Genomic DNA, 24,993 nt, shown 5'->3' on the forward strand with positions numbered 1-24,993 from the left:
GCTATTTAGATTACTCAATGTGAAAATCCTTTCTCATCTGTCTGTTCCGGTGAATTAATCATGTGTTGGGCAGTTAAAATAAGACGATGATAAAGTTCATCTCTCTCAGGGCCTTCTAAATTAATTTCGTCCATTGCTTCATGCATACACGTCAGCCAGGCTTTGGCTCTTGACGGTGTAATTTCAAAAGGAAGATGCCTAGCTCTCAGCATAGGGTGACCATGCTCTTCAGTGTATAACGAAGGCCCTCCTAAATATTGTGTCAGAAATTGCTTTTGCTTTCGTGCTGTTTCTGTTAAATCATCAGGAAAAATTGGCGCGAGCTCAGGATGTTGTCCAACGCGTGTATAAAAAGCATCAACAAGTTTTGAAATCGTATGTTCACCGCCTAATAATTCGTAAGGGGAGTGGATTTTTTCTCTCATGTTGATAACTCCTTTGTTATAAGAAATATACGTCTTAACTCTTTGGTGTTTTTTACTTTCCTTAATTTTAGCAGTGTCATTTCGTTAACTCAAACTATCCGCTTACTTCTTCTACTGGAAAAGAGATAAAGTGGAATTCTACATAAGAAAAGTCTATGATGCTGTGGCGAATCACTAATTATGAGAAACAAAGGAATACTTTCACAAACATTTCCTTCTATTTATATAGTGTAACCTCGACAAACTACAGCCATTCCATGTTCGAGTGGCGAATGATTTTGTTCATTTACACAAGATAAGAAGACATAATTTTATTTACATATTTTTGCGTTTCTTGAAAAGGGGGTACTCCGCCGTATTTATCGACATTACCTGGTCCAGCATTATAGGCCGCCAACGCTAATTTCACATTTCCGTTGTATTTATCTAACATTTGTCGAAGATATTTGGCTCCTCCAAATACATTTTGCTTGGAGTCGTACGGATCTTCTACACCAAGAGCTTTAGCGGTTGCTGGCATTAGCTGCATAAGCCCAGCCGCTCCTACAGAACTTTTGGCAGATGGATTAAAGTTTGATTCTTGTTTAATAACAGAACAAATAAGTTTAGAATCCAGCTGGTAGCGTGCAGCTGCTTCTGTAATTATCGTTTGTACATCCTGAGAACTGGTCTTTGCCGTTTCATTTTTTTGTGCAGGTAAGGCAGCATTTGAAGCCGCTGCCTTACTTGAGGAAGAAACAGATGGCTCGGACTGCATTTGAACCGCCGTAAATGGAAACATCTGCGCTGCCTTCAAGTAAAGATTGGTACTCATTTGAGGCTCTTGATTGACGTAGTCTTGAAAAAGCTGAGCAAATACAGAGAGTAAAGTTGTACCAAGCATCACGTTAGCTGTTGGCATCTGGTTGTTAACTGAAAATGGCTAAGTTCCAGGAAATTGAACGGAAGACATGTAATTGTTAATATTCATGCTCATGAATTTATTCTCCATCCATTAACGTATACTTTCGCTTGTAAAACCGTCGAATTTTGTTTTCCGTTGGTTTCTTTTTAATATCAAGCTCCGTAAGCAATTGCTCAAAATATTTTGCTCCTTCATTGGCATCGGTTACTTCGTATTCAAGTTCATAATCCTCAGCACCTAGATAAAAGCTATGATCGAGTACAAGTAACCCGTTTTTATATGGAATTTCTGCTCGACTTGTACGCAAAGTGCCAAAATAAGTTAGCGCATGGCTATCGACTTGTAAATCAGTAATAAGCTGTTGAATTGTTGACGGAATCTTGGCGCTGCCATCTCGCAATTCTTTAGCTTGTTCATTTGTTAATGCTTCATGTGTTTCTAAAAGACCCTCTTGATGAGGCTGTTTGAGCGTGAGAACGGACTTATCTTTTTTGCTTCGAATTCGCAGGGCAGCCCCGCAGTCTTTTAATGAGAAAGCAGGTGTATCAAAATAGTGGTTTTCTTGAGAAACAAACTGATCTTCAGTTAGTTGAAAGTGTGAGCGGAGACGATCAAACTCTTCTTTCGTTACTATATTTTTAAATTCAATTTCAATTTCTTGTTTCAATGAAATCATCCTTTTAATTTAGGTCTTTTGGTAAGGCACTTTCCATCTTAATTTATCACACTTTTTGAGACAGTCAAACTACATTTCCTAACAGGAATATCCATATGGGGAACTTGGAAAATGAAGAAATACGGATTGTTTAGGTTTTACCTTTATTAAACGTTCCTGGAATGTGTTAAAATAGTAACGAATTGTATAGTTGGAAGGAGTTTATTTATGCACAATCGAATTGACATCACTACCTGTGTGATGAAATCAAATGAATTACATTTAAAAGCAGACCCTATTGAGACGAAAATTGAACAATTGGAAGATACAAAACAAATGCTTGTTGACTCAGATAACATGTCATTTGTATATGTTGTAGATATTAATGATCAATTTATGTATGTTGGCCTTAGTGATAATATTTGGGCAAATTTAAAGCACGTCTTACATAAAGATATGAAAGTATTTTTAGAAATTAATAAGAAAGTAATTGAGCTATCAGCCGTTAAAGAAGAGCTATCTTATCTCATCAGTAACATCGAAGGAAATGTGAATTATGGAGACGAGATGGTAGCACGAGTAGAAGAAGTTTTTTTAGATAAAGAAAATAAGTAATAGAGAGAAAAAAGGGGGTGTTATTAATGATCAGGCATTGGGATTTATTTTTAGCACCGTATAAACAAGCCGTTGAAGAACTTAAGGTGAAATTAAAGGGAATTCGTTCACAGTATGATATGAAGTCTACGCATTCACCTATTGAATTCGTGACGGGACGAGTAAAGCCTATCGCCAGTATTTTGGATAAAGCGACTCGAAAAGGAATTTCTCTCGATCGCTTAGAGGAAGAGATGCAGGACATTGCGGGACTCCGTATGATGTGTCAATTTACGGACGATATTAAAGCGGTCGTAGAGCTCCTTCGTCAGCGAACAGACTTTGAATTGATTGAAGAAAGAGATTATATTCTTCATAAAAAAGAAAGCGGCTATCGTTCATATCATGTGGTCGTATGTTATCCTGTTCAAACAATTAAAGGTGAAAAGAAAATTTTAGTGGAAATTCAAATTCGTACACTGGCTATGAATTTTTGGGCTACAATTGAGCATTCTTTAAATTATAAGTACAGCGGGAAATTTCCTGAGAATATCAAAAAGCGACTTCAGCGTGCTTCTGAAGCGGCTACTCAGCTCGATGAAGAAATGTCTCAAATACGAGGTGAGATTCAAGAAGCTCAGGCTATTTTCTCACGAAAAAAAGAATCGGCGGAAGAATCTTAGGTATGACTCAGCAACAGCTTTGTACATTGGATGGATAGGGGGAGAGAATTAGGTGGAGAAAATAAAATTTGCTATTACATCAAAAGGCAACCAAATATCAAATACGCTTATGCAAAAAATGAAAACGTATTTATTAGATTTTCATTTAGAATATGATGAAAACCAGCCTGATATTGTAGTGTCAGTAGGAGGGGATGGAACGCTTCTCTACGCGTTTCACCGCTATCGAAACCGACTTGACAAGACGGCTTTTATTGGGGTTCATACCGGCCATTTAGGCTTTTACGCAGATTGGACACCTGATGAGATTGAGAAGCTGGTGATTGCTATTGCAAAGACACCCTATCAGACTGTAGAGTATCCACTGCTCGAAGTGATTATTCGCTACACAAACGGTGGACGTGAAGCTCGATACTTAGCTCTGAATGAATGTACGGTAAAAAGTGTAGAAGGTTCTTTAGTAATGGATGTGGAAATTAAAGGGCAGCGATTTGAGACATTCCGAGGAGACGGCCTTTGCGTATCCACTCCCTCGGGAAGTACAGCTTACAACAAATCCCTTGGAGGCGCGATTTTACATCCTTCGCTTCATGCTATTCAAATTGCTGAAATGGCTTCTATTAACAATCGAGTGTTCCGTACGATAGGTTCTCCATTGGTTCTTCCTGGACATCATACAGCGCTGTTAAAGCCTGTCAACGACGCAGACTTTCAAATTACCATTGATCATTTAACTCTTTTACATAAAGATGTAAAGTCGATTCAATTTCGGGTAGCAAGCGAAAAAATTCGATTTGCTCGCTTTCGTGCGTTTCCTTTCTGGCAGCGTGTCAGAGACTCTTTTGTATGTGATGATTAAAGGCAGGGAAGAGAATGAAACAAGTTTTTACGTTGAGTTGGACCGTAGATAATTCTTTCGAGGGTGTAGCGGTTCGTGAATTTTTAAAAGAACATGATATTTCCAAAGCTTCTCTGACGGACATTAAGTTCAGAGGAGGAGCAATTGAAGTAAATGGAAAGCATGCAACGGTTCGATATATTCTGCAAAAAGGTGACGAAATCAAGGTGGCGTTTCCACCAGAAAAAGCAAGTGAAAGTCTTCTTCCTAAAGCTATACCTTTGGATATTGTATACGAAGATGAGTATATATTAGTTTTGAATAAGCAGCCAAACATGCCAAGTATACCTTCTCGAGAACATCTAACGTGGTCACTAAGTAATGCTGTGCTCTATTATTATGAGAAAAATAACATTAACTCGACTGTTCATCTTGTAAATAGGTTGGATCGAGACACATCTGGGCTGCTTATTGTCGCTAAACATAGGCACGTTCATTACTTATTCTCTAAAGCACAAAAAGAACATGAAATTAAACGCGTGTACCGAGCTTTTGTTCATGGTAAGCTTGTTGGCAAAGAAACGATAGAGGCACCGATTGGCCGAAAAGAGTCAAGTATCATCGAACGGGAAGTAAGAGAAGATGGGCAGTTTGCTATTACACACTATACGGCGCTTCGTCAGTATTCTTCTTTTACAGAAGTTGCTCTTTCGCTTGAGACGGGGAGAACTCACCAAATTCGTGTTCATATGGCTTATAAAGGATATCCACTGCTTGGAGATACCTTATATGGCGGAACGAATCATCTTATTTCTCGTCAAGCTCTTCACAGCTATGAGCTCACTTTTTTTCATCCTTTTTTACAAAAAACTTTGTCTTTTACAGCACCTTTGCCGCCAGATATGCAGAAACTTCAAATCGTAAAAGAAAGTCGCTTTTTTTAATGAAAAGCGACTTTCTTTTTACACGAAGTGATTAAATTTTTCCTCTACATAAGGCATAGATGAAGGCACCGATATAATATTCCTTTCAGGATACTGAAACGCCGTTAAAGCCCCTCCAAAAACTGCGCCTGTATCAATATTAATGGTATTATGGATTTCTCTGGCTTTTACTACGGGTGTATGCCCATACACGATAAAAGGTTTTCCGTTATAATGTTTGGCCCAATCTCGTCGGACAGGCATGCCGTTTAGATGTTTTTCACCCGTAATGTCTCCGTATAGCACAAAGGTTTTTACTTTTTTATCCGTTCTGCCGATGTATTCAGCTTTAAGACCGGCGTGAGCAATAATTAATTGGTTTTGATCAAGCTGCACATATAGAGGTGATTGTTCATAAAGCTCAATGAACTTTTTTTTAATGAATTTCTGTTCTCTTGAAGGTAAAGCTTCGTACTCGGCAACGGTCGTTTCTAACCCATGAGTAATTTGCACTTTGTTACCGCAAAAGAAGCGATATAGCTTATTGCAGTGATTGCCTGGACAGTAGTAAGCTTGCTGATGCTTTATTACAAGTGACCATACGAGCTCAATCACTTTTAGTGAATGAGGTCCTCGGTCTGTTAAATCACCTACAAATCCAAGGCGCCGTCCGTCAGAGTGGACAGGAATCCCGTCTTGCCACTCATACCCAAGTTTTTCTGTTAACGCTTTTAATTCATCATAGCACCCATGGATATCGCCTATTATATCTATTTTCATCTTTTATCCACATCCTTAAAAGGTTTTTCCTTTGACGATATAAAATTACCCTTATATGGAGCAAACTATGTGTAGAACTTATATATTATTGGGAAAAGAGTAAAGAGCTGTGAGTTGAAAAAAAACAAAATTCATCATAAAGTTAAATGAGTTTTGTGCGACAGGGAGGTTGAAGACATGACAGATTCAATTGAAAAAGAAGAAAAGGCATGGTTCGCCGAACATTTATTATCACTTTTAGAAAAAAATGAAATCGATGCATTTCGTGAAGAATTTTTACATATGCATACGTATGACCAAGCTCAATTTTTTGAAGAATTAGATGAGCCTTCTAGATTTGCGCTGTACGAGATGTTATCTCCGGAAGAAATGGCGGATATCTTTGAAAATGTAGAGATACGAGAAGAAGATTATCAAGAAATTCTCTCAGAGATGCATCCCAATTTTGCAGCAGACATGCTGTCGGAAATGTCGGCGGATGATGCCGTTGACGTATTAAATGAATTGGATAAAGAACAAGTGGCGAGCTATTTAACGATTATGGATGAAGAAGCAGCCGATGAAATTAAAGAGTTGCTTCATTACGAGGAATATACCGCTGGAAGTATTATGACGACTGAATTTGTGGCCATTCGTGAAAATCAAACCGTACATTCAGCCATGCACATTCTACGCAGGGAGGCTCCAGAAGCGGAAACGATTTATTATGTATTTGTTATTGATGAACAAAAGCATCTAGCAGGTGTTATTTCTCTTCGTGATTTAATTATAGCAGATGAAGATACGATGATAAGCGAAGTTATGAGTGAACGAGTCGTATCCGTGTCAGTAGCAGAAGACCAAGAAGAAGTTGCGCGTATTATGCGCGATTACAACTTTCTTGCGCTTCCAGTTGTTGATTTTCAGCAGCATCTTCTCGGGATTATTACGGTTGATGATGTGATGGATGTTCTTGATGAAGAGGCATCGGATGACTATTCTAAATTAGCCGGTATTAGTGATGTAGATGATACGATTGACCACAATCCTTTAGTAGCGGCCAAAAAGAGGCTGCCTTGGCTTATTATTTTGCTGTTTTTAGGAATGATGACAGCGAGTTTAATTGGACGTTTTGAAGATACGTTGAATCAAGTAGCTATTTTAGCTGTATTTATACCTTTGATTGGCGGTATGGCTGGTAATACAGGAACACAGGCACTAGCCGTTGCGGTTCGCGGACTAGCGACGGGAGAGATCGAAGAAGAAAGCAAATTTAAGCTGTTAATCCGAGAAGCAGCTACCGGAATGATTACGGGCGCATCATGTGGACTTTTAGTTGTATTAATTGTTTATATTTGGCAAGGAGATCTTATTTTAGGCGCTTTGGTAGGCGTCTCTGTATTTTCAACATTGATTGTGGCTACATTAGCAGGAGCGTTTATCCCGCTTCTCATGCACAGGTTCAAAATTGACCCTGCAGTCGCATCAGGACCATTTATTACAACGATCAATGACCTTATCAGTATTTTAATTTACTTCGGTCTAGCGACAACATTTATGAGTTATTTAAAATAATGAAAGGACTTTAGAATTCGACATGAGTAATCATGTCGGATTTTCATTATCAGTTCATATAGTTGACAGAGAACCTTCAAGCTTTTATGATTAACCTTTAATTTTGAATACTAACGTCTTCGTTTTATAAATAGCGAAGGTAAAAGGAGGGGAATCTAATGGAACAGCACGCGTCCTTTACATCACTTGTTATCGTCATTAGTTTGGCCTTTTTAACGCCTATACTGTTGCATCGGTTTAAACTCAACATTATACCTGTAGTCGTAGCTGAAATTATTATGGGATTAATTATAGGGAAAAGTGGTTTTGACCTTGTGGAGCAGGATATGTGGCTTGAAACACTTTCCACTCTAGGCTTTATCTTTTTAATGTTTTTAAGTGGTTTAGAAATTGATTTTTCTGCTTTTGCTGGAGGAAATTCAAAAGACAAAAAGGCATCAGGAGCGAAGGTGCCAAATGCTTTTTCCATTTCTATACTAGTGTTTGCAGCTATCTTTGCGGTTTCACTATTTTTGTCCTATGTTTTTGTATGGACAGGTTTTATTGATAATGCCTTTTTGATGACGCTTATTATTTCTACCATTTCACTAGGAGTAGTAGTGCCGACATTAAAAGATGCACAGATTATGAAAAAGCCGATTGGACAAACCATTTTATTGATTGCGGTTATTGCAGACTTAGTCACGATGATTTTACTAGCCGTATTTGCTTCCGTCTATGATAAATCAGGAAATAGCAATACATGGTTGATTTTAATTTTATTTGGAGTAGGAGTGATTTTATACTTCATAGGGAAGCAGTTTAAAAACCGATCGTTTCTTGAGACAATGTCTAAAGGTACAATTCAAATCGACACGCGCGCCGTATTTGCACTCATTATCATTCTAGTGGGCCTTTCGGAGTCAATTGGTGTTGAAAACATTTTAGGCGCTTTTTTAGCAGGATCACTCGTTTCTCTACTTGCGCCTAACAAAAACTTAGTTCATAAATTAGATTCGTTTGGCTATGGATTTTTAATTCCTATCTTTTTTGTGATGGTAGGAGTGAAGCTTGATGTTTGGTCATTGTTCAGTGATAAAAAAGTGCTGATTTTAATGCCTTTATTATTCATTGCATTATTAATATCCAAGCTAGTCCCAGCGTTAATCTTAAGAAAATGGTATGATATGAAAACCGTTTTGGCATCGGGTTTTCTTTTAACATCGACTTTATCACTCGTTATTGCGGCAGCAACGGTTGGTGAAAATATTGGTGTTATTGATTCACAAATGTCCGGTGCGCTGATTTTGGTGGCGATTATTACATGTATTATTACACCTATTATCTTTAGAAAGCTGTTTCCAAAGCTAGAAATCAGTGACAGAAAGCTGAAGGTTAATATGCTCGGTGCAAATCAATTTACACTCCCGGTTATTCGAGAAATGGATCTTGATTTATATGATGTTACCATTTATCATCCTACTCAGGACAAAATTGAAAACCGTACGTCGGATTCCATTTTTAATATCGTCGACATCGATGGATATAGTAAGGAAACTTTAATGCGTATGGGGATTTTAGATGCGGATGTATTAGTTGTAACAACAGGTGAAGAAGAGAGAAATAGCGACATTGCTCTATTTGCAAAAGAGTATGGTACAGAACGGGTTATTGCCCGCGTAGAAAGTCCTGTATTAGATGAAAAGATGAAAGAAAATAACATTGAAGTTTTTTCTGTGCTGTTATCTACGACTGCATTGCTAAAAGCTTTAATCGAATCGCCAAATATTTTAAATATCTTAACGAATCAAGAAACAGCACTTTATCAAATTAATATGCGTAACCCTAAATACGAGGGGGTAGAGCTTCGTAAGTTCCCATTTACAGGAGATGTGATTTTTGTTCGAATCTTTAGAGGCAAAGATTCCATTGTACCTCATGGCGATACGGAGCTTGAATTTGATGATCGTTTGATTGTAACGGGATCTCGTTCGTATGTGAATGAATTGCGTATGCTTCTTGAATATAAAATTAGATAAAGGTATTTAGGTGGATTTAGTTTTCTACCTTATTGAATGAGAGGAAGAGGCTGGGACAAAAGTATTTTAGCTGAAGTGAAAAATGAACCATTGATCAAAATTTTTGATTAGTGGTTCGTTTTTTTTGTTATGGTGAACATAGGTTTCATCTGTTTAGTTCCTTCTAACAGTTGATTGGAGGGCAAGGCGAAGACTCCTGCGGGAAAAGCGGAACAGATGAGACCCCGCAGGAGCGCAAGCGACGAGGAGGCTCATCGGCTGCCCGCGGACAGCGAAGTCTTGCACGGAAATCAGCTACGGTGTAACAAGCGATCCATACGAGCCCATGTATCCTATTTGTGCATCTTTAGATTGAATTAATTTAGTTGTATCTCAACCTCTTTTATTGTGTTTTTTCAAATGCTGAAGACAAAAGTATAGCGCTGCTTTTGTTGTCAAAAATGCTGCCGCAAAAAAATAAACAAGTTTTTCCGTGTGCAAGCATACATTTTTAAAAGAACGATAACAAGCAATTGGAGGTATGCTTCATGACTAACTCAAAATCTAAGTCAGAAGAAAACGAGCCGCTAATGTACATTGTCCAGCCAAGCGCTACGCAAAACCAGCGTTCTATGCAATATTATTTCAGTTCAAAACAGCAAGACAATAAAGAAATAAAGAAAGAGTATGTGTTAAAAGAAGAGCCCAGCTTTTCTTCTATTCAAGAAGTTAACGAGCCTGAGGTAGAAAAAGTAGAAGAAATTAAGCAGGAAAAAGATGTAGGAATTAAGCAAGAAATTAAGCGGGAAAAAGATGTAGGAATTAGGCAAGAAATTAAGCAAGAAAAAGATGTAGAAATTAGGCAAGAAATTAAGCAGGAAAAAGTTGTAGAACATTCAATTATTCCTGTGAATATACCGCAATCAGAGACTAAAATGCCAAATAAAATGTTTCAGTCTATGACGATCAAAGAAAAAATTGAATTTCTATGCAGCTTTCCGGCTCATATGTCTCAACCTATTTGTGAAATCGTATGTCAAAACCAAAAATATATAGGAACAATTTTAGAACTCAAAGAAGGAAGTTTATACGTAAGCATCCCTCCTAATAAAGAGAAGAAAGTATTAACATTTAATGATATTCAGACCATATCCATCATTAAAATTTAAGTAACCCTAAAAGCTAACAGTGAAAAAGCATGTTAGCTTTTATTTTCATAAGCTTGTGAATGTACGGAGGAATGAAGATGACATGGATTTACCTAACGTTATTTGTCTTTGCGACGTTTCGGCTCACTCGCCTAATCGTTTTTGATAAAATTACGACTTTTATTCGTAAACCGTTTCACAAAATTGTAGAAGATCAAGATGAAGAAGGAAATAGGATAACATACTTAGAAATAAAAGGAAAAGGGCTGCAAAGATGGATTGGAGAGCTGCTCAGCTGTTATTGGTGCACGGGCATATGGTGTGCGGTAGGGATTTATTTTAGTTATGTAGCGGTCCCCCACATTGCTATTCCTATCATTACAATCTTAGCTATTGCAGGATGTGCTGGAATTGTAGAATCTTTTATGAAATAAATGGACGAGTTAAAAGACATATTGAACATCAATATGTCTTTTAGTCATTAAGGAAAATTTAGCACAACTTTATTTAACAAAGGAATGCCTTCTTGCCATTCTTCACTATAGAAAAAGCCTTCTAAAATAAATGAGGGCATATCAGAGGAAAGAGGAACAACTACTTGAAAAGAGTCAAATAGTAATTTGTCTTTTGGCTTTAATACTGTCTGCTTAATAGGTTTAATCCAATACTCACCCTCATGTTGAATTTTTTCGTTCCATTTTGGATGAGCGTAACGCCATTGTAAAGAAGAAGATGGAATACTAGAAGCTTCAATGCTTTTTTCATCAACGATCTTCCCGCTTAATGTAGACGAAGCGGCAGGCTTCATTTTTAAGCAAAGCACGGGAGAGTGTAAAGTACTGCTCGTTTGATTTTGAATAATTACATTGCCGAATATCATCAGCTCCCTTTCATGTTGTTCTGGCAGCAGTATAGAATGTTGAAAGAAACAGAGGATATCACTCTTTTCAAACCTTTCCACGGGTTTTTCTACAATTTTTTCGATCACTTTTTCCACAATCTTTTCTTCAATAGCGTGCTGTTTTCTCGATGCTTTCTCTCGAAATGCTTCGGCAATAATTTTTTGTTCGGAAAGCTCGTTTCTCAGTAAATCCAGCTCTCTTTCTAGCCCTTCAATTTCTACTTCTTTTTCAGATGTAGAAAGCGTCTCAGCGTGTTTTTTCTTCCAAAATGATGTATTTTCTTTTTCTCTCTCTAAAGCTCGTTCATAGCTTTTTAATTGGTTCTGTATGTGCCGAATTTCCGATTTATAGTGAATGAGCTTTTGTTTTAGTTGAGTTAAATCATCTTTAGGAGAAGGGGAGTTACGACTCATGTACTAGTCTCCTTTCCTGCTGAGCTATGAACCAGCCTTGTAAAACAGAGCTGCTCACAGCAGTTTTATTTATATGTATGCACAAAGCTTGTAAACGATGAAAAAAGAGGAGAAATATTCTCCTCTGAGGTTATCCAGTTAATCAAAGTCACTTTCAAAGTCACTTTCGAAGTCACTTTCAGCAGAATCACGATAAGGTCTTCCAGGGAAGATAGCTTCACACTGAGGTGGATATTCAATCGGTGAGAAACCGCTTGTAGAAATAACTTCGGGGCGAGGATAACAGAAGCTTCCTTCTACTTCAATCTTAACATCTTTTTCAATTTGCACACTTAGGCCTAACACAAGATCGAAGCTTAGCTGCTGTAAGTGAATGTCTGATAATCTAATAGAACCATCAGTTCCTTCAAAAGAATCAAGGTGTACAACAGGTTCTGTTCCTTCAGGTGCGCAAAGATAGAATGTTTGATGTATTTTCCAAGGAATAACACTAGATTCGACATCGCTGTATTTATGATGTCCACCTAAATTAATTAACCTAATTTTATAAAAACCGCTAATTGATAATTTTACTTCATGAAGAATAACAATTTCTCCGTCTGGTAAAATGACCTTCTTAGGTTTGCGACCACCTTGTGGTACAAGCTCAATTACATGATCGAGCGCCTCTTCATCTGAAACGTCTACGGGGTGTCCTTTACTATCAGTTAAAATAACTTCTACTTCTACATCATGGCCTAAATCTTCAAGCGCCTCTTCATCAAATAGTGAAGCGTCATTTGTAAAGATTTGTGGCAAAACCACTTGACGTCTGACCCAATCGTACACTTTAGGTACGCGGATACACAATGCTTCAAAATGTTCTCCCATTTTTAAACCTCCTAATTGTAATTGTCCTTCCTTTACGCTGTTCGTTACTAGGTATCGGACTACTATAGTGTATGAATGACTTGCTTTTATGTTCCTTAGTAAAAGCGGAATTTATAGCAATAATTTCTGGATGAAGCGAGCATAAAAAATGAAGGAAATAATAAACTCAATTACAGCATATTCATGTTAGTAAAAAGTGTTATTCATCTTTAATTGATTTTCAGAGGTTTGTGCATTGTTTATAATGAAGGAGTGAGCAGTATGAGTGAGGAAAAAGTGAAACAAAATATCTCTTCATTAAAGTCAGAACTGGCTTTTTATAAGGAAGAATATCAAAAGTTCAAGCATCAAGAATTTGAATATGAAGATATGAAAGAAGAGTTAGCTGAATTAAAGGAAAAGCATGAACAAGAAAAAAGAAAGCTGCAAGAAAAAATAGATTGGCTTAAGGCATGTGTCAATGAACAAAAATCAAAAAATGAACAGTCAATTGTACAGTATGATGATCATGCATCAGAAACGATTCAGGAGCTACAGAGCAGGCTGGGAGAAGTAACAGAGCAAGAAAGGGTGGAAGCACCAAGAGCAAGGAAACCCAAAAGCAGCACCGATTTATTTTTGTCCATGCAGCGTAAAATGGACAAATAAGAGAGAACGTCTTTCTTTAGTCCTGAATATAATGTTATAGATAGGATGCTGTGAAAAGGAGGGAAACATGATGTATTATCATTATAATCCTAATCAATATCCTCAGCCACTGCCTTATCATCCACAACCCATTACAAAACAATCAGTGAAGGAAGGTCAGTCTACTCCTAAGCCAGTCCAGTACCCTTCTCCAAAACAAGGTGGTTGCGGCTGTGGTTCAAAGTTACCAAAGCGATAAGCAATAGAAGCATTGTTCCTCGGACAATGCTTTTTTACATGGAGTAAAGAGAGGTGTAGATATGCCGGATTTTTTCGATGAATTTGAACGTTTTTTTGAACAACATATGATGGGAGAACATCGAAAAAGAATGAAAGAAGTAGAAAAAGCAGAAAAGCAGATGGAAGAGCAAGAGAAGAAACTGCAGCAAAATGTAAAAAGACTTAATAACAAAGATGCTGAAGATCCATTTGGACAATGAAATTTAATGCACACAGTTGAAAAGCCCATACAAAATCATTTGAGTGAACATACAGTATAGAGAGTAAAACAGAGGGGGTGTAATAATATGGGCTGCGGATTTGGCTACGGTGGTTGTGGTTACGGTGGTGGCTACGGCGGTGGTTTTGCGTTAATCGTTGTATTATTCATTCTATTAATTATTGTTGGTTGTGTTTGTTTTTATAATTAATCCCTTCTATGAATAAGGCACCGAAAAGTGCGGGTGAAGTTTCACTCGCACTTTAATTTTTATTAGATGTAAAGGGCACCATCTAGGCACATAGTGCATACGATGAAGTATAAATAAAGGAGGTCATGCAAAATGGATAATAATATGTTTAAAAATATAGAAAAGAAAACAGGCGTTAATATGAAGGATATTTTTGAACTTGCGAATTCTGTACAAAATGCTAATTTTAAAGATGAGCAAACGGTGCGTAATATTGTGAAACGAGTAGCGCAAATTGCAAATAAGCCAATTTCAAAACAAAAAGAAGAACAAATTGTTAAAGCGATTGCAAACAATAATCAATCCATTGATTTTGCAACCATCGCTAAAATGCTAAATGAGAAAAAATAATTTGATATTTTTATAAAAAGCCCTGAAACGTCAGGGCTTTTTTCCATTTATGCAATTTCATTTGTTTGAAATGTGTTAGAATCGAGATCAAATAGCTCCGGATGTGTGCTAAGTAATTAATTTCTTTAATATGATGAGCGATAGGAGGGGGAGTTGAGGTAGCTTGATTCAACCACATAAAAAACCTTTTTCTTGTGAGTCCGTACGAACAAGTTCAACCTGATTTACTTTTTTATTTAAACAATTACCCACCGTAAGTATGGTGAATGCTTGAGTGGCAGCTTTTGCATCACCAATCGCAACGGAAGCTATGCGATCACACGTATATTCGCAGGCCCTAGAGTACGCTTTTCCTAAAAAAGGAACCCAAAGAGCAGGTAGAATAAGTGAGTGGTAGAGTGTATGCTTACTTTTAATATGAACCAATTCGTGAGCAATAGTAAAAAAAGTTCTTTTTCTTGATTATCTTCAATCATTTCAACAACGTCAGAGTATAAAACGGCAAAGTGGCGTCCAAAGAAACGTGTAGCAAATGCGTTTAACAAGCCGCCTGATTGAACAATATAAATATCAGGCAGCTCTAAGTCCAGCTCTGAAGATAAATTTTTTGCCTGATGATAAGTGTGCGGGAACTGCTTCTCTGACAGTTTAATTCCATCATTGCGAATTTGAGCAATAGAGAAACCGTGGAGTACATATGTAATTAAAGGACTGATTACAAGTTATATAATAATATATAGAGGAATAAATGGAAATTAATAGGTTGATAAACTGATAAACGTACATAGAATAAAAAAATCTTTTCAGTTTCATGAATAGGCTTTGCGTTCAATAACGGAACCCCCTAAAATATAGTAGTACAGTACATAACGTAGTGTAACGCATCTACTCCTGCGGGTCGCACCTATTCCGCTTTTCCCGCAGAAGTCTTCGCTTTGCCCTCCAATCACCAGCTAGAAGCGCATACGTACATGAAACCTACGTTCACCTTGACCATAAAAAAATCCGAACGAGTCGGATTTTTGATTAAGAATCCAACTCGTTCGGATCTTCCTTCAACTAACATACTTTTGTCTCAGCCTCTTTTTTCTTTATACTTTTTTTATAAACGACTTCAGGAATCTTGAAGGATAAGCGGTTTTACCTCTTCTAGTTTGCGGAACAGATAAGTAAAGTGAATTCTGTGCACGCGTCATTGCTACATATAAAAGGCGGCGTTCTTCTTGAAGCGGCACATCATCTCCGCCTCGATAAGCTTCGAGTGCATAATCATGAGGCAATCCGCCATCTACGCTGCTCAGTACGTATACATGCTTATATTCAAGACCCTTTGCCCGGTGAATTGTGGTTAGCTGAATACTTTCATTAAATTGCTTGCTTAAAGCTTTCATCTCTGTGTTCATGGCAATCATATGATCCACATGCTCTAACAGTTCAGGGACGGTTTTGAATTTACGTGCTACAACTTTTAAATCCCGCACGTCATCCGAACCTTTTTCCATCATATTTCCTTCATTTCCGCGTTTTTTGACAAAATCATCGAATCCCATATCTTTAGAAATCGTCTCAAGTGCCAAAGAAGGAGACATTGATTTTAGCGACTTGAATAAAGGAATTACTTTCTTGAGCCGTTTTTGCTGAAACGGTTTTAAATCTTGAAGATATTCAAGTGCATCAATAAATGTACCATCATGAAGAATACTTGCTGCTTTTAAGTCATTGACGGCTGTTTTCTTTAAAAAGAGTGCGTTTACTAAATCTTGTAGCGAACTTGCGTCATTTGGATTCACGCTCAAGCGTAGAAATGAAAGTAAACTTCGAACCATTCGTCTTTTATAAAACGAATCCGCATCTTGTTCGATTGAAAATGGCAGGTTTGACTGCGATAAACGTTCAAAGATGGCGCGTGAAGAAGCGTGAGTTCGGTACAAGACCGCGAATTCAGTTGGAGAAGCCCCTTGCTTAATCTTTTCTTTCATATCCGTTACAATCATTGTTGCTTCTTCTTCTTCGTCGTATGGAAAGAAGAATGTAGGTCGCAACTCATTATCAAACTGGGCAGCCATTTCTTTTTGTCGGCGCGCTGTATTTCGTGCAATGACTTTATTAGCAGAAGAAACGATGGCGTGAGCTGAACGATAATTTTGGTTTAACGTAATAACAGTTGTATTAGAAAAATCTTTTTCAAAGTTTAAAATGAACGAAGGGTCGCTTCCACGGAAAGCGTAAATTGATTGATCATCATCTCCTACGACACACAAGTTTTTAGAGTCTTCACTTAGCATTTTCATAATTTTATATTGAACTTTATTGATATCTTGAAATTCGTCAATTAAAAAATAGCGAAACCTTTTTTGATAACGAGTTAGTAAATCGGGATTTTGTTTTAGCATTTCATAACATCCATACAGCATGTCATCAAAATCGAATAGCTGTTTTTGCTTTTTGACTTCTTCATAGCGACGATATAAAAAGTGCACATCTTGTTCCCATTTGTCCTTTGGGCGAACATCTTTCACACCAACAAGCGTGTTTTTCCAATAGCCGATTTGCTGAAGTGCCTGATCAAACGGAAAATCTTTTTCATCCACGTCGAGCTCTCTTGCTGCTTCTTTCACAATCTGTTCTTTTTGCCAATCCCATTTTAGCAGGCGGTCCATTTGCCACGCTTGAGGATTATGATGAACAATCATACGTAAGAAAATGCTGTGAAAAGTTCCAACTAGCATTTGACGAAGATGTAAGCCAGACATCTTTGGGTATGTAGCCAATCGATCTTTCATTTCTTTAGCTGATTTAGCCGTGAAAGTCACCAGCATAATGGATTTTGGATCAATTTGTTTTTCTTGTATCATATATGCGGTGCGAGCTGTTAATACACGCGTTTTTCCGCTGCCTGCACCGGCTAGAATAAGGAGCGGTCCTTCTGAATGTGTAACAGCTTTCCATTGGTTCGAATCTAATTCAATACCGCTCTCTTTAAATTCATTTAAATAAGGAGAGTCAGAGTGTTTAGGAACAGCTGGTTTTAAGTGAAAAGCAGGAACACTTGAAAAAGGTGCGGAAGACCTCCATGTCGCTTTCTCTTTTACAGTTGAACTTTTCTCACCAATAGCTCGTCCTTTAGGCATACGAAATCCATTGGTTTCTCTGTATTCAGCTGGATTTTCTTTTATTTGTTGCACAGCTGTTGTTTCTGATAGTATGTCTGAACACTCTTCTCTTTCATGGGGAACTTGAGCATGATAAAAGTAAGGAGAATGCTCAATTCCCAGATATAATTTAACTGGTTCTCCGCAGTGAGCACACGTTATTTCTCCTCGGAGACTAGCTTCATATAAATATTGAAATCGGTCTCTAGCCGTTATAGCAAGATTAAGTATCTGATTTTGATAAAGTGCACGTTGCAAAAAACATGGCCTCCTTTTTAAAACATGAATAATCAATAGTAAATAAGAGGGAGTTAACGCAAGAAGCCGCTCTCGTTCTACATCGATATAGATGTGTGTATACGCACAGTTTTTGTTTTATAGTCAAAGTCTATCATATCAAAATCACCTTTTTTTAAAAAGAGCACGGATATTTTTGGAGGGATAGGATGTAAAAAAGAGTATATATTGAATAAGACATCACATATGTTCAAAAAAGGCGGTATAGATACAAGGTGTCATCTGTTTTGAACAAGTCTAAAGTAGAGGATCTAAGTGAGCTGTTTCAATGTCGATACTTCTTGAGAAAAATACTGAGGTCTGGGAGTAGAAGGTATCTTGAAAAAGAGGAGGGTTCATATGGGATATATACTGCCCGTCACGCCTTATCAATCTATTCAATATGCAAATCGCCTTCAAAAAAATAGTGCTTCTTTTTCAAATCGTATTTGGCCTATTGAGAAAAAAAGCTTTGACGAAGAGTTTGAATCGCGTTCTCACTCAATGGAATTGACGCCAAGTTCAGTACAAAAGCGAAAAAAGCTTCAAGCAGCAGAGCGTGTATACAGCAGGCTAACAAATAAGGGCCTAGTGATTAATACACGTGTCTAATAGAAAAAATCGTGAGCGCAGCAGAATGAATGCGCTCACGATTTTTTAACAAAGTAATGAACAAGTAAAAAACATCTTAGTAAGATTCAATAAAAAGAGTACTACCCTGCTGCCATTCAGCATAAAGCACCTGTTTATAATCGGTAAATCCCTGTTTTTTCAACTGTGTCTTTAACCAGTCTTCATCAAAGCCTGACTGAATCAAGTTTTTCAAAAGCAAACGTCCATCACTGACGAAGACGATAGATAAAACAGGTTCAGAAGGAGGCAGCTGTAGATCGCTTCTTGTCGGCTTAGCATAACCAGATTTTGGCAATACACTTAGTGATCCATCTGTTTCTAAAATCGCATATTCAACTTCACGAATGGAAAATATGTCTTTTGAACGAAGCATATGAAGAAGCTGATCGATATCTAATCGATTTTTGCTAAGTTCTTTGTACGAAATTTTCCCTTTTCGAATAATAATAGATGGCCGTCCTTCTAAAAACAAACGCAGGCGAATATTTTTTTGAGTAATAACTTCGGTGACATAAATAAGCGCTCCCCAAAAGATAACAGCAAATAAAATTTTGCCTATTCCTACTTCTGAGTCATATAGCGCATTTCCTACTAACTCTCCTAATACAAGAGCAGAGATAAAATCAAAAGTGGTAAGCTGAGTGATCGTCGCTCTGCCTAAAAATTTAGTTAAAATAAACAAGCAGATAAATCCGATAAAGAGTTCTAACGCAATTCCGATAAGTTCATCCATATTTTCACCTAATTCACATGATTAGGTATTAGTATAAGCAAAGCAAAGGTTCTTATCCTTTAAAAAAGCAAAAACACCAGGTTCAATTCCTAGTGTTTTTTACTTAGTTTCTTTACCATCTCTACATGTGGAATTCCAGCATCCATAAATTCACCTGAAACCGTTACGTAGCCTAGCTTTTTATAAAATCCTTCCGCATGTGTTTGAGCATGCAGCTTAATCTTTTCAATCTCATGCTTTGATGCGAGCTCTTCTAGCTTATCCATCAAAAGCTTTCCTACACCGTCTTTTCGATAAGAAGAAAGAACGCAAATTCGTTCGGCTTTGCCATAGTCCTCTACCATACGGAAGCGTCCTGCCCCAATTGGTGCAGTTCCTTTGTATACAACTAAATGAAGGGCTTCGGAATCGTATTCATCGATTTCTTGCTCTACATCAACCTGCTGTTCTTCTACAAATACTTTTTGACGTACGAAGTAAGCATCAGAATGATCTTGTTTGTTCGTTAGTACTTTGATGTTCACGTATCTTATCCCTTTCCAAGACGAAATGTTTCAAACACAGTCCATGTTTCATTTTCAAGCTGGTACATTAAATGAAAGCGATCCACTGTTTCTTCATGAGCGACATCCACAAGTTTCAACTGGCTATACACATCTAAGTGCTCATCATCTGAAAGGCGTTGACCAATTGTAATATGTGGAATAAATGAATAGTCAGTTGGCTGTTCAAGATTGCCTTCATGAAGTTTATTGTAAAGTGACGTCAGTTCTGGCTTTTGTTCCACTTTTAAGTAAATAACATTATTGGCTGGTGAAAATGAGCTTACTTTCGTTACATTTAATGTAAATGGATTTGTTTCTTCGGCAATTTTACGCAAGTTAGCCGCAATTTCATCAATTTGGTCCTCTGTAGCTTCAAAGACTTCTTTTAATGTAAGATGAGGCGGAATTAATGAATAGTGAGAATCATAGCGTTTTCGATAAGAATTCGCTACATCTTGCAGTTTTTTAGATGGAAAAAGTACAACGCCAAATTTCATAAAAAATCCCTCCAAAGTAAGATCATAAAATATGTATAAAGCGAGCTTATTATAACAAATTTTCAAAAAATATGATATCTTTCTACTTCAACATATATTGAAGCGACCGCTTTACGTCTTTTTGCCAGTATTTCCACGTATGATTTCCATTAAATTCTTCGTAGAAAACAGAATATCCATGCAGCTTCATTTGTTCATGCAACAGGCGGTTAGGCTCAATAAAATTCAATATACCATCTTGTGTTGTTTTGACAGCCGTTTCTTCAGTTCCAATAACATGATACAAATCCAGAAGTGAAGGAGAAGCAAATGAGTTGACCGTTTGTAATACAGCATCGTTCACGAAAGGAGAATGCATAATTACTTTCCCGAACGTGTGAGGATACGCAATGGCCGTCAGCAGTGAAACTGTAGCAGCAAGCGAATCACCAATTAGAACACGTGATTTTCCCATTTGATATGTAGGATATGTTTTATCCAAAAATGGCACAAGTTCATGTGCTAAAAAGCGAATGTAAGCATCTACTTGATTTCCTTCTGGATGATACTTATCGCGTCTGTCTTCCACGCTTTTATATGGAATTCCAACAAAAATAGTACGATCGATTTCCGACTCGTTCATTAAATCATCAATTAAACGAGGTGTCCGTCCGTACATAACATAATCTTTTCCGTCTTGGGCAATAAGTAAGGAATACTTATAGAGCGTAGAATAGTTTGACGGCAAATAGACTAGTAACGTGACATCTTCTTGCAGTGCGTCACTATAAAAAGAAATTTCTTCTAACTTCCGCTTACTTTCTGACATGAATAATCGACTCCTATGCATTTGAATGAAAGCGTTACCTTTATTGTAACACATTTTCTAATAACCGTTCTTTATTTTATTGTAACGAATTTTTTAGCGAATGACGAGAAAGAGGCATGCGTCATTAAAAAAGTGCTTCAGAATCGGCTGAAGCGCTTTTAGTTAATCTAATTTTTTCATTTTTTTAAACATAGCTTTTTCTGCTTGGCTGGCTTTTTCTAGCGGCTTCTTCGTATATTCTTCTTCTTTTTCATCAATCGAAACTAATTCTGTGTCATTTTTTACATAACTTCGGATATTGCGAGCCCCGAAATAGCCGTTTACATCTTCTAAAATAGGCTTGTTTTCTTTTTGATCATAAAGAGTATATGAATTCTCTTCCTTAACGATAGCGTAGTGATTCCCTGCTAGAAGAGCTACGGCTTCTTTTTCGCTTTTTCCAAAAGTAGACATGAGAAACAGAACGATTAAGACGATAAAGAAAAGGGCTGTTGCGCCAATAAAAAATAATAATAAGCCTCTGCTAAATTTACTTTGTTTTTCTTCCACAGTAGACAAACCTCCTGATTAGATAATTTCATTATAGCAAGTAAATGTAATGAGCGCCTAAAGAGATATGTGACGAGTTTATGAATTCAGGTGAATGAAACAAAAAAGGTTTTTAGCGCCTCTCATCGAATTTAATATAAAGAGAGACAACAACTTGAAAAGGAGAGAGAGACATGACAGCAAAAAAAACCCCAACGAGCAAAGAAGTAGCAAAGGCAACATTTGATTTGCTAGAAGAGCGTGGCGTAACAGTTTTAGATATTGCTGAAATCGTGTATGATTTACAGCTTCCTTATCATCCAACTCTAACCATTCAGGAATGCGCTGAGAGCGTAGAAAGAGTACTGCAAAAGAGAGAAATTCAGCATGCGCTTCTAGTTGGAATCGAACTTGATAAGTTAGCTGAGCAAAATAAATTATCAGAACCTCTTCAAAGTATTGTAGAACAAGACGAAGGGTTGTTTGGTGTTGACGAAACGATTGCTTTAGGTGCCGTTTTAACCTATGGCAGTATCGCTGTTACGACCTTTGGTTATTTAGATAAAGTAAAAGTAGGCATTATTGAAAAGCTGGACTGTAAAAAAGAAAAAGGAGTTAATACCTTTTTAGATGATTTAGTAGCGAGCGTAGCTTCTAGTGCGGCAAGTCGTTTAGCTCACCGTCAGCGTGATGAACAAGAACAGCTGCAAGAAGGCAATCCGGCTACGTAATAAACTTCTTTTAGTATTAGTATGTATATAAGCTGCGTAAATTAACACGTCGAAATGATTTAGTCTCTTATTTGAATAACGGAGACTAGGCACGTATCACCTACGTGTCTAGTCTCCGTTAATGGAACGATTTATGGCTGTAGTGAAGTAGTCATAAGGTAGCTTAAGTTTTTCAGCCCAAGACTTTCATAAAAAGCACGTGCTTTCTCGTTAAATGCCCATACGGTAAGCTGGAGGTCATTTGCTCCTTTTTGTACAGCCCACTGCTTCGTAGCAGAAAAAAGACTTTTTCCTACGCCATAATTTTGAAAGCCTTTCTTAACGCCAAAATATTGGATGTACGCTGTGTAGGAAAGAGGAGCTAATGTGGTGGGAGGGTTATATTTTAATTCAACAACAGACACCCCGATAATTTGATTTCGATATTGAGCTACAAGAATATCAATAGTTGCATAATAAAGAGTAGCTTGATATTGTTCCGGAGATAAAACAGCCATCTGATTATCAAACATAGAAGGAAGCGCATTTGCGTGGAGTTCTAGTGATTCCCCTAATATTTTATTTACTTCTGTATAATCATCTAGTTTTGCAGTGCGATAGATAATCTCCATACACACTTCACCTACTTTTTAAAAGTTGTGCTTTATCATATGTAGCAACTTAGAAAATGTTAAATGAGAATTAAAACTTGAAAATTTTAAGCGAAGAACTGCACTAAACAGAGCATATATTCTATGCTCTGTTTGATGTTATAGTTGAAGAACATATAAGGGCGAAACATTAAATTCTAGTTTCAGCAATGGCATCGCGTACTTTTTCAAGCGAGTGTTTAGAGGCATCTTTATTCGCAATCATTACATTAACGTACAAAGCATCAATGAGGCTTAGCTGTCCAATCCTCGAAGCAAGAGCTTCAGATCGATATTCTGTTTCTTCTGAACTCGTATAAAGAGAAACATCGACATTTTGGCTTAATGGAGATTTTGGAAAACCCGTAATACCGATCGTTTTGGCACCGTTTGCTTTTGCTGTATTTAAAATATTCATCGTGTCTTTATTTGTTCCAGAATGAGAAATCACTACCGCTACATCCTGTTTCGTTAATTGAGAAGCGGACATGAGCTGGAAATGGGAATCAATAAATGCAAACGTTTTAATTCCTGTTCGAACAAATTTATGAAAAGCATCCATAGCCACTACTGAAGAGCCGCCCGTGCCATAAAACTGAACTTTATCCGCCTTCATAAGAAGTTTGACGGCTTTTTCAATAGCGTTGCTTTCTAGTATTTGTAATGTATTTTCGAGCGTTCGCACATTGGAGCGAAAGATTTTTTCAGCAATCGTTTTTTCATTATCCGTTTCAGCAATTTCCTCGTGAATCTGCTGAATAGGCGTCATAATTTCAGCAGCCAGCGCTATTTTCATCGCTTGATAGCCCTTGAAGCCAATTCGTTTACAAAAGCGAAAGACTGTTGCATCAGCTACATTTAAATCGTCTGCCACTTCGTTAATGGTACTGTGAATAATTTGTTCCGGCTGTTCTAAAATATAATTTGCTATTTTTTTCTCTTTTTCACTGAATCTAGCATAATGAGAACGAATTTTTCCTAAGCAATTTTGCGTCATAACTGATGTTCCTTTCCACGAATTTAGTAGTAAAAAGAGTATAGCACAAAAATACGAGTGAAAAAAATTTTCTTGTAAACGATTGCAAAATGAAAAATAATTCGTATAATGGAGGTAATGTGAAATTTTTTTTCAAAGGGAGTTTGTAAAATGAAAATTGGATTAATCGGTTTAGGAAAAATGGGATATAATTTATCATTAAATTTAATGGACAACCATCATGAAGTAGTAGCTTATGATGTAAATAAAGAAACGGTAGAAAAACTTTCAAACGAAGGAGCAACTGGTGCCTTTACTGTTGAAGAGTTAGTTAATGAACTTCCTCCTTCACCTAAAGTTGTATGGATTATGGTTCCGGCTGGAGAAGTAACGGAAAATGTTATTACAGAACTAAAAGAACTTCTGTCAGAAGGAGATATTATAATAGATGGAGGAAACTCTAATTATAAAGAATCTGTTCGACGTGCTCAGGATCTTCAGGAAAAAGGTATTTACTTCTTTGACGTAGGGACAAGCGGCGGAATGGAAGGCGCAAGAAACGGAGCGTGTACAATGATCGGCGGAGATGCGGAAGTATTCCGTACAATTGAACCGGTTTTTAATGATATTTGCGTAGAAAATGGATTTATGTACGCAGGTAAAAGCGGAAGCGGTCACTTTTTAAAAATGGTTCACAATGGTGTAGAATATGGAATGATGCAATCCATTGCTGAAGGATTTGAAGTTCTGGAAAAAAGTCAGTTTGATTTCGACTATGAAGCCGTAGCGCGCGTTTGGAATAACGGATCTGTTGTTCGTTCTTGGTTGATGGAACTAACGGAAAATGCGTTTTCAAAAGATCCTAAACTAGATAGTATTAAAGGAGTGATGCAGTCTTCTGGCGAAGGGAAATGGACCGTAGAGACTGCTCTTGATCTTCAAACGGCAACTCCTGTTATTGCTTTATCGCTAATGATGCGCTATCGTTCATTAGAGGAAGATACATTTACAGGAAAAGTTGTAGCAGCACTTCGAAATGAATTCGGCGGCCACGGTGTTGTAAATAAGTAAA

At 37.3% G+C, this 24,993-nt stretch carries 31 protein-coding genes; 17 read left to right on the forward strand and 14 right to left on the reverse strand.

What is annotated here, in order from left to right; translation table 11 throughout:
- Positions 1 to 14: 14 nt before the first annotated feature.
- The 3 genes from Q5794_RS03860 to Q5794_RS03870 all read right to left on the reverse strand — a co-directional run bounded on the left by Q5794_RS03860 (position 15) and on the right by Q5794_RS03870 (position 1,996).
- The gene (locus Q5794_RS03860; RefSeq protein ID WP_013055433.1) at positions 15 to 425 is read right to left on the reverse strand and encodes a globin-like protein; all 411 of its coding nucleotides are present in this window, start codon (positions 423 to 425) and stop codon (positions 15 to 17) included.
- Between the two features lie 286 nt (positions 426 to 711).
- The gene (locus Q5794_RS03865; RefSeq protein WP_374988696.1) at positions 712 to 1,326 is read right to left on the reverse strand and encodes a lytic transglycosylase domain-containing protein; all 615 of its coding nucleotides are present in this window, start codon (positions 1,324 to 1,326) and stop codon (positions 712 to 714) included.
- Between the two features lie 79 nt (positions 1,327 to 1,405).
- Entirely contained in the window at positions 1,406 to 1,996 is a 591-nt protein-coding gene (locus Q5794_RS03870; protein WP_029324774.1) for a CYTH domain-containing protein, read from the reverse strand.
- A 216-nt stretch (positions 1,997 to 2,212) separates the two neighbouring features.
- Between Q5794_RS03870 and Q5794_RS03875 the strand changes: the two genes are divergently transcribed.
- The 4 genes from Q5794_RS03875 to Q5794_RS03890 all read left to right on the forward strand — a co-directional run bounded on the left by Q5794_RS03875 (position 2,213) and on the right by Q5794_RS03890 (position 5,043).
- Positions 2,213 to 2,599, forward strand: a complete 387-nt coding sequence (locus tag Q5794_RS03875) for a hypothetical protein (protein WP_043980462.1) — start codon at positions 2,213 to 2,215, stop codon at positions 2,597 to 2,599.
- 26 nt (positions 2,600 to 2,625) lie between these two features.
- On the forward strand, positions 2,626 to 3,261 hold the full coding sequence (locus Q5794_RS03880; RefSeq protein ID WP_014461566.1) for a GTP pyrophosphokinase family protein: 636 nt from the start codon (positions 2,626 to 2,628) through the stop codon (positions 3,259 to 3,261).
- Positions 3,262 to 3,322: 61 nt separating this feature from the next.
- Positions 3,323 to 4,120, forward strand: coding sequence for an NAD kinase (locus Q5794_RS03885; protein ID WP_162257821.1), 798 nt, complete (start codon positions 3,323 to 3,325; stop codon positions 4,118 to 4,120).
- A 14-nt stretch (positions 4,121 to 4,134) separates the two neighbouring features.
- Positions 4,135 to 5,043, forward strand: a complete 909-nt coding sequence (locus Q5794_RS03890; protein WP_121944393.1) for an RluA family pseudouridine synthase — start codon at positions 4,135 to 4,137, stop codon at positions 5,041 to 5,043.
- 18 nt (positions 5,044 to 5,061) lie between these two features.
- Here the strand turns inward: Q5794_RS03890 and prpE are convergent, their stop codons facing one another.
- A complete protein-coding gene (gene prpE, locus Q5794_RS03895; RefSeq protein WP_057239465.1) occupies positions 5,062 to 5,802 on the reverse strand; it encodes a bis(5'-nucleosyl)-tetraphosphatase PrpE in 741 nt (246 codons plus the stop codon).
- 177 nt (positions 5,803 to 5,979) lie between these two features.
- Between prpE and mgtE the strand changes: the two genes are divergently transcribed.
- The 5 genes from mgtE (at position 5,980) to Q5794_RS03920 (ending at position 10,935) form a co-directional block, all read left to right on the forward strand.
- Positions 5,980 to 7,356 carry a magnesium transporter gene (mgtE, locus tag Q5794_RS03900; RefSeq protein ID WP_057239464.1) on the forward strand — a complete coding sequence of 459 codons (1,377 nt, stop codon included), beginning with the start codon at positions 5,980 to 5,982 and terminating at the stop codon, positions 7,354 to 7,356.
- 158 nt (positions 7,357 to 7,514) lie between these two features.
- Positions 7,515 to 9,374: a monovalent cation:proton antiporter family protein gene (locus Q5794_RS03905; RefSeq protein ID WP_214984740.1), complete on the forward strand. Its 1,860-nt coding sequence runs from the start codon at positions 7,515 to 7,517 to the stop codon at positions 9,372 to 9,374.
- 170 nt (positions 9,375 to 9,544) lie between these two features.
- Positions 9,545 to 9,679: a hypothetical protein gene (locus Q5794_RS03910; RefSeq protein WP_264295253.1), complete on the forward strand. Its 135-nt coding sequence runs from the start codon at positions 9,545 to 9,547 to the stop codon at positions 9,677 to 9,679.
- 222 nt (positions 9,680 to 9,901) lie between these two features.
- Complete coding sequence (locus Q5794_RS03915; protein ID WP_374988697.1) at positions 9,902 to 10,522, forward strand: CotO family spore coat protein; 621 nt, start codon at positions 9,902 to 9,904, stop codon at positions 10,520 to 10,522.
- Between the two features lie 77 nt (positions 10,523 to 10,599).
- A complete protein-coding gene (locus Q5794_RS03920) occupies positions 10,600 to 10,935 on the forward strand; it encodes a DUF1360 domain-containing protein (protein WP_098620778.1) in 336 nt (111 codons plus the stop codon).
- 47 nt (positions 10,936 to 10,982) lie between these two features.
- Here Q5794_RS03920 and Q5794_RS03925 read toward each other — a convergent pair whose 3' ends face one another.
- Together Q5794_RS03925 and Q5794_RS03930 are read right to left on the reverse strand one after the other, a co-directional pair.
- Entirely contained in the window at positions 10,983 to 11,816 is an 834-nt protein-coding gene (locus tag Q5794_RS03925) for a hypothetical protein (RefSeq protein WP_192996602.1), read from the reverse strand.
- Between the two features lie 138 nt (positions 11,817 to 11,954).
- The gene (locus Q5794_RS03930) at positions 11,955 to 12,686 is read right to left on the reverse strand and encodes a hypothetical protein (RefSeq protein ID WP_374988698.1); all 732 of its coding nucleotides are present in this window, start codon (positions 12,684 to 12,686) and stop codon (positions 11,955 to 11,957) included.
- A gap of 261 nt (positions 12,687 to 12,947) precedes the next feature.
- On the opposite strand from Q5794_RS03930, the gene Q5794_RS03935 reads away from it, so the two are divergent.
- The 5 genes from Q5794_RS03935 to Q5794_RS03955 all read left to right on the forward strand — a co-directional run bounded on the left by Q5794_RS03935 (position 12,948) and on the right by Q5794_RS03955 (position 14,413).
- Positions 12,948 to 13,334, forward strand: a complete 387-nt coding sequence (locus tag Q5794_RS03935; RefSeq protein WP_192996604.1) for a hypothetical protein — start codon at positions 12,948 to 12,950, stop codon at positions 13,332 to 13,334.
- 67 nt (positions 13,335 to 13,401) lie between these two features.
- Entirely contained in the window at positions 13,402 to 13,572 is a 171-nt protein-coding gene (locus Q5794_RS03940) for a hypothetical protein (RefSeq protein WP_162837671.1), read from the forward strand.
- Between the two features lie 61 nt (positions 13,573 to 13,633).
- The gene (locus Q5794_RS03945; RefSeq protein ID WP_214984742.1) at positions 13,634 to 13,813 is read left to right on the forward strand and encodes a hypothetical protein; all 180 of its coding nucleotides are present in this window, start codon (positions 13,634 to 13,636) and stop codon (positions 13,811 to 13,813) included.
- Positions 13,814 to 13,900: 87 nt separating this feature from the next.
- Positions 13,901 to 14,023 carry a YjcZ family sporulation protein gene (locus Q5794_RS03950; RefSeq protein ID WP_013055448.1) on the forward strand — a complete coding sequence of 41 codons (123 nt, stop codon included), beginning with the start codon at positions 13,901 to 13,903 and terminating at the stop codon, positions 14,021 to 14,023.
- 132 nt (positions 14,024 to 14,155) lie between these two features.
- The gene (locus Q5794_RS03955; protein ID WP_013055449.1) at positions 14,156 to 14,413 is read left to right on the forward strand and encodes a stage VI sporulation protein F; all 258 of its coding nucleotides are present in this window, start codon (positions 14,156 to 14,158) and stop codon (positions 14,411 to 14,413) included.
- Between the two features lie 1,091 nt (positions 14,414 to 15,504).
- Here Q5794_RS03955 and Q5794_RS03960 read toward each other — a convergent pair.
- Positions 15,505 to 17,823 carry an ATP-dependent helicase gene (locus Q5794_RS03960; protein WP_374988699.1) on the reverse strand — a complete coding sequence of 773 codons (2,319 nt, stop codon included), beginning with the start codon at positions 17,821 to 17,823 and terminating at the stop codon, positions 15,505 to 15,507.
- A 378-nt stretch (positions 17,824 to 18,201) separates the two neighbouring features.
- Here Q5794_RS03960 and Q5794_RS03965 point away from each other — a divergent pair, with 378 nt between their 5' ends.
- The gene (locus Q5794_RS03965; RefSeq protein WP_214984746.1) at positions 18,202 to 18,453 is read left to right on the forward strand and encodes a hypothetical protein; all 252 of its coding nucleotides are present in this window, start codon (positions 18,202 to 18,204) and stop codon (positions 18,451 to 18,453) included.
- 76 nt (positions 18,454 to 18,529) lie between these two features.
- On the opposite strand, the gene Q5794_RS03970 is transcribed toward Q5794_RS03965, so the two are convergent.
- The 5 genes from Q5794_RS03970 to Q5794_RS03990 form a co-directional block, all read right to left on the reverse strand.
- Entirely contained in the window at positions 18,530 to 19,207 is a 678-nt protein-coding gene (locus Q5794_RS03970) for a DUF421 domain-containing protein (protein ID WP_268588150.1), read from the reverse strand.
- An 89-nt stretch (positions 19,208 to 19,296) separates the two neighbouring features.
- Positions 19,297 to 19,731, reverse strand: coding sequence for a GNAT family N-acetyltransferase (locus Q5794_RS03975; protein WP_214984752.1), 435 nt, complete (start codon positions 19,729 to 19,731; stop codon positions 19,297 to 19,299).
- A gap of 5 nt (positions 19,732 to 19,736) precedes the next feature.
- Positions 19,737 to 20,249: a YjcG family protein gene (locus Q5794_RS03980; RefSeq protein ID WP_192996610.1), complete on the reverse strand. Its 513-nt coding sequence runs from the start codon at positions 20,247 to 20,249 to the stop codon at positions 19,737 to 19,739.
- An 82-nt stretch (positions 20,250 to 20,331) separates the two neighbouring features.
- Positions 20,332 to 21,057: an esterase family protein gene (locus tag Q5794_RS03985; RefSeq protein ID WP_192996611.1), complete on the reverse strand. Its 726-nt coding sequence runs from the start codon at positions 21,055 to 21,057 to the stop codon at positions 20,332 to 20,334.
- 162 nt (positions 21,058 to 21,219) lie between these two features.
- Positions 21,220 to 21,606, reverse strand: coding sequence for a hypothetical protein (locus Q5794_RS03990; RefSeq protein WP_029324785.1), 387 nt, complete (start codon positions 21,604 to 21,606; stop codon positions 21,220 to 21,222).
- Between the two features lie 173 nt (positions 21,607 to 21,779).
- Here Q5794_RS03990 and Q5794_RS03995 point away from each other — a divergent pair, with 173 nt between their 5' ends.
- A complete protein-coding gene (locus Q5794_RS03995; RefSeq protein WP_192996612.1) occupies positions 21,780 to 22,316 on the forward strand; it encodes a phosphatidylglycerophosphatase A in 537 nt (178 codons plus the stop codon).
- A 131-nt stretch (positions 22,317 to 22,447) separates the two neighbouring features.
- On the opposite strand, the gene Q5794_RS04000 is transcribed toward Q5794_RS03995, so the two are convergent.
- Complete coding sequence (locus Q5794_RS04000; protein WP_192996613.1) at positions 22,448 to 22,927, reverse strand: GNAT family N-acetyltransferase; 480 nt, start codon at positions 22,925 to 22,927, stop codon at positions 22,448 to 22,450.
- Between the two features lie 169 nt (positions 22,928 to 23,096).
- Positions 23,097 to 23,942, reverse strand: a complete 846-nt coding sequence (locus tag Q5794_RS04005) for a MurR/RpiR family transcriptional regulator (RefSeq protein ID WP_013055460.1) — start codon at positions 23,940 to 23,942, stop codon at positions 23,097 to 23,099.
- 150 nt (positions 23,943 to 24,092) lie between these two features.
- On the opposite strand from Q5794_RS04005, the gene gnd reads away from it, so the two are divergent.
- On the forward strand, positions 24,093 to 24,992 hold the full coding sequence (gene gnd / locus Q5794_RS04010; protein ID WP_192996614.1) for a phosphogluconate dehydrogenase (NAD(+)-dependent, decarboxylating): 900 nt from the start codon (positions 24,093 to 24,095) through the stop codon (positions 24,990 to 24,992).
- Position 24,993 lies beyond the last annotated feature (1 nt).

The organism is Priestia megaterium (genome assembly GCF_041941685.1).
In the GTDB taxonomy this organism is placed as follows: Bacteria; Bacillota; Bacilli; order Bacillales; family Bacillaceae_H; genus Priestia; species Priestia megaterium_C.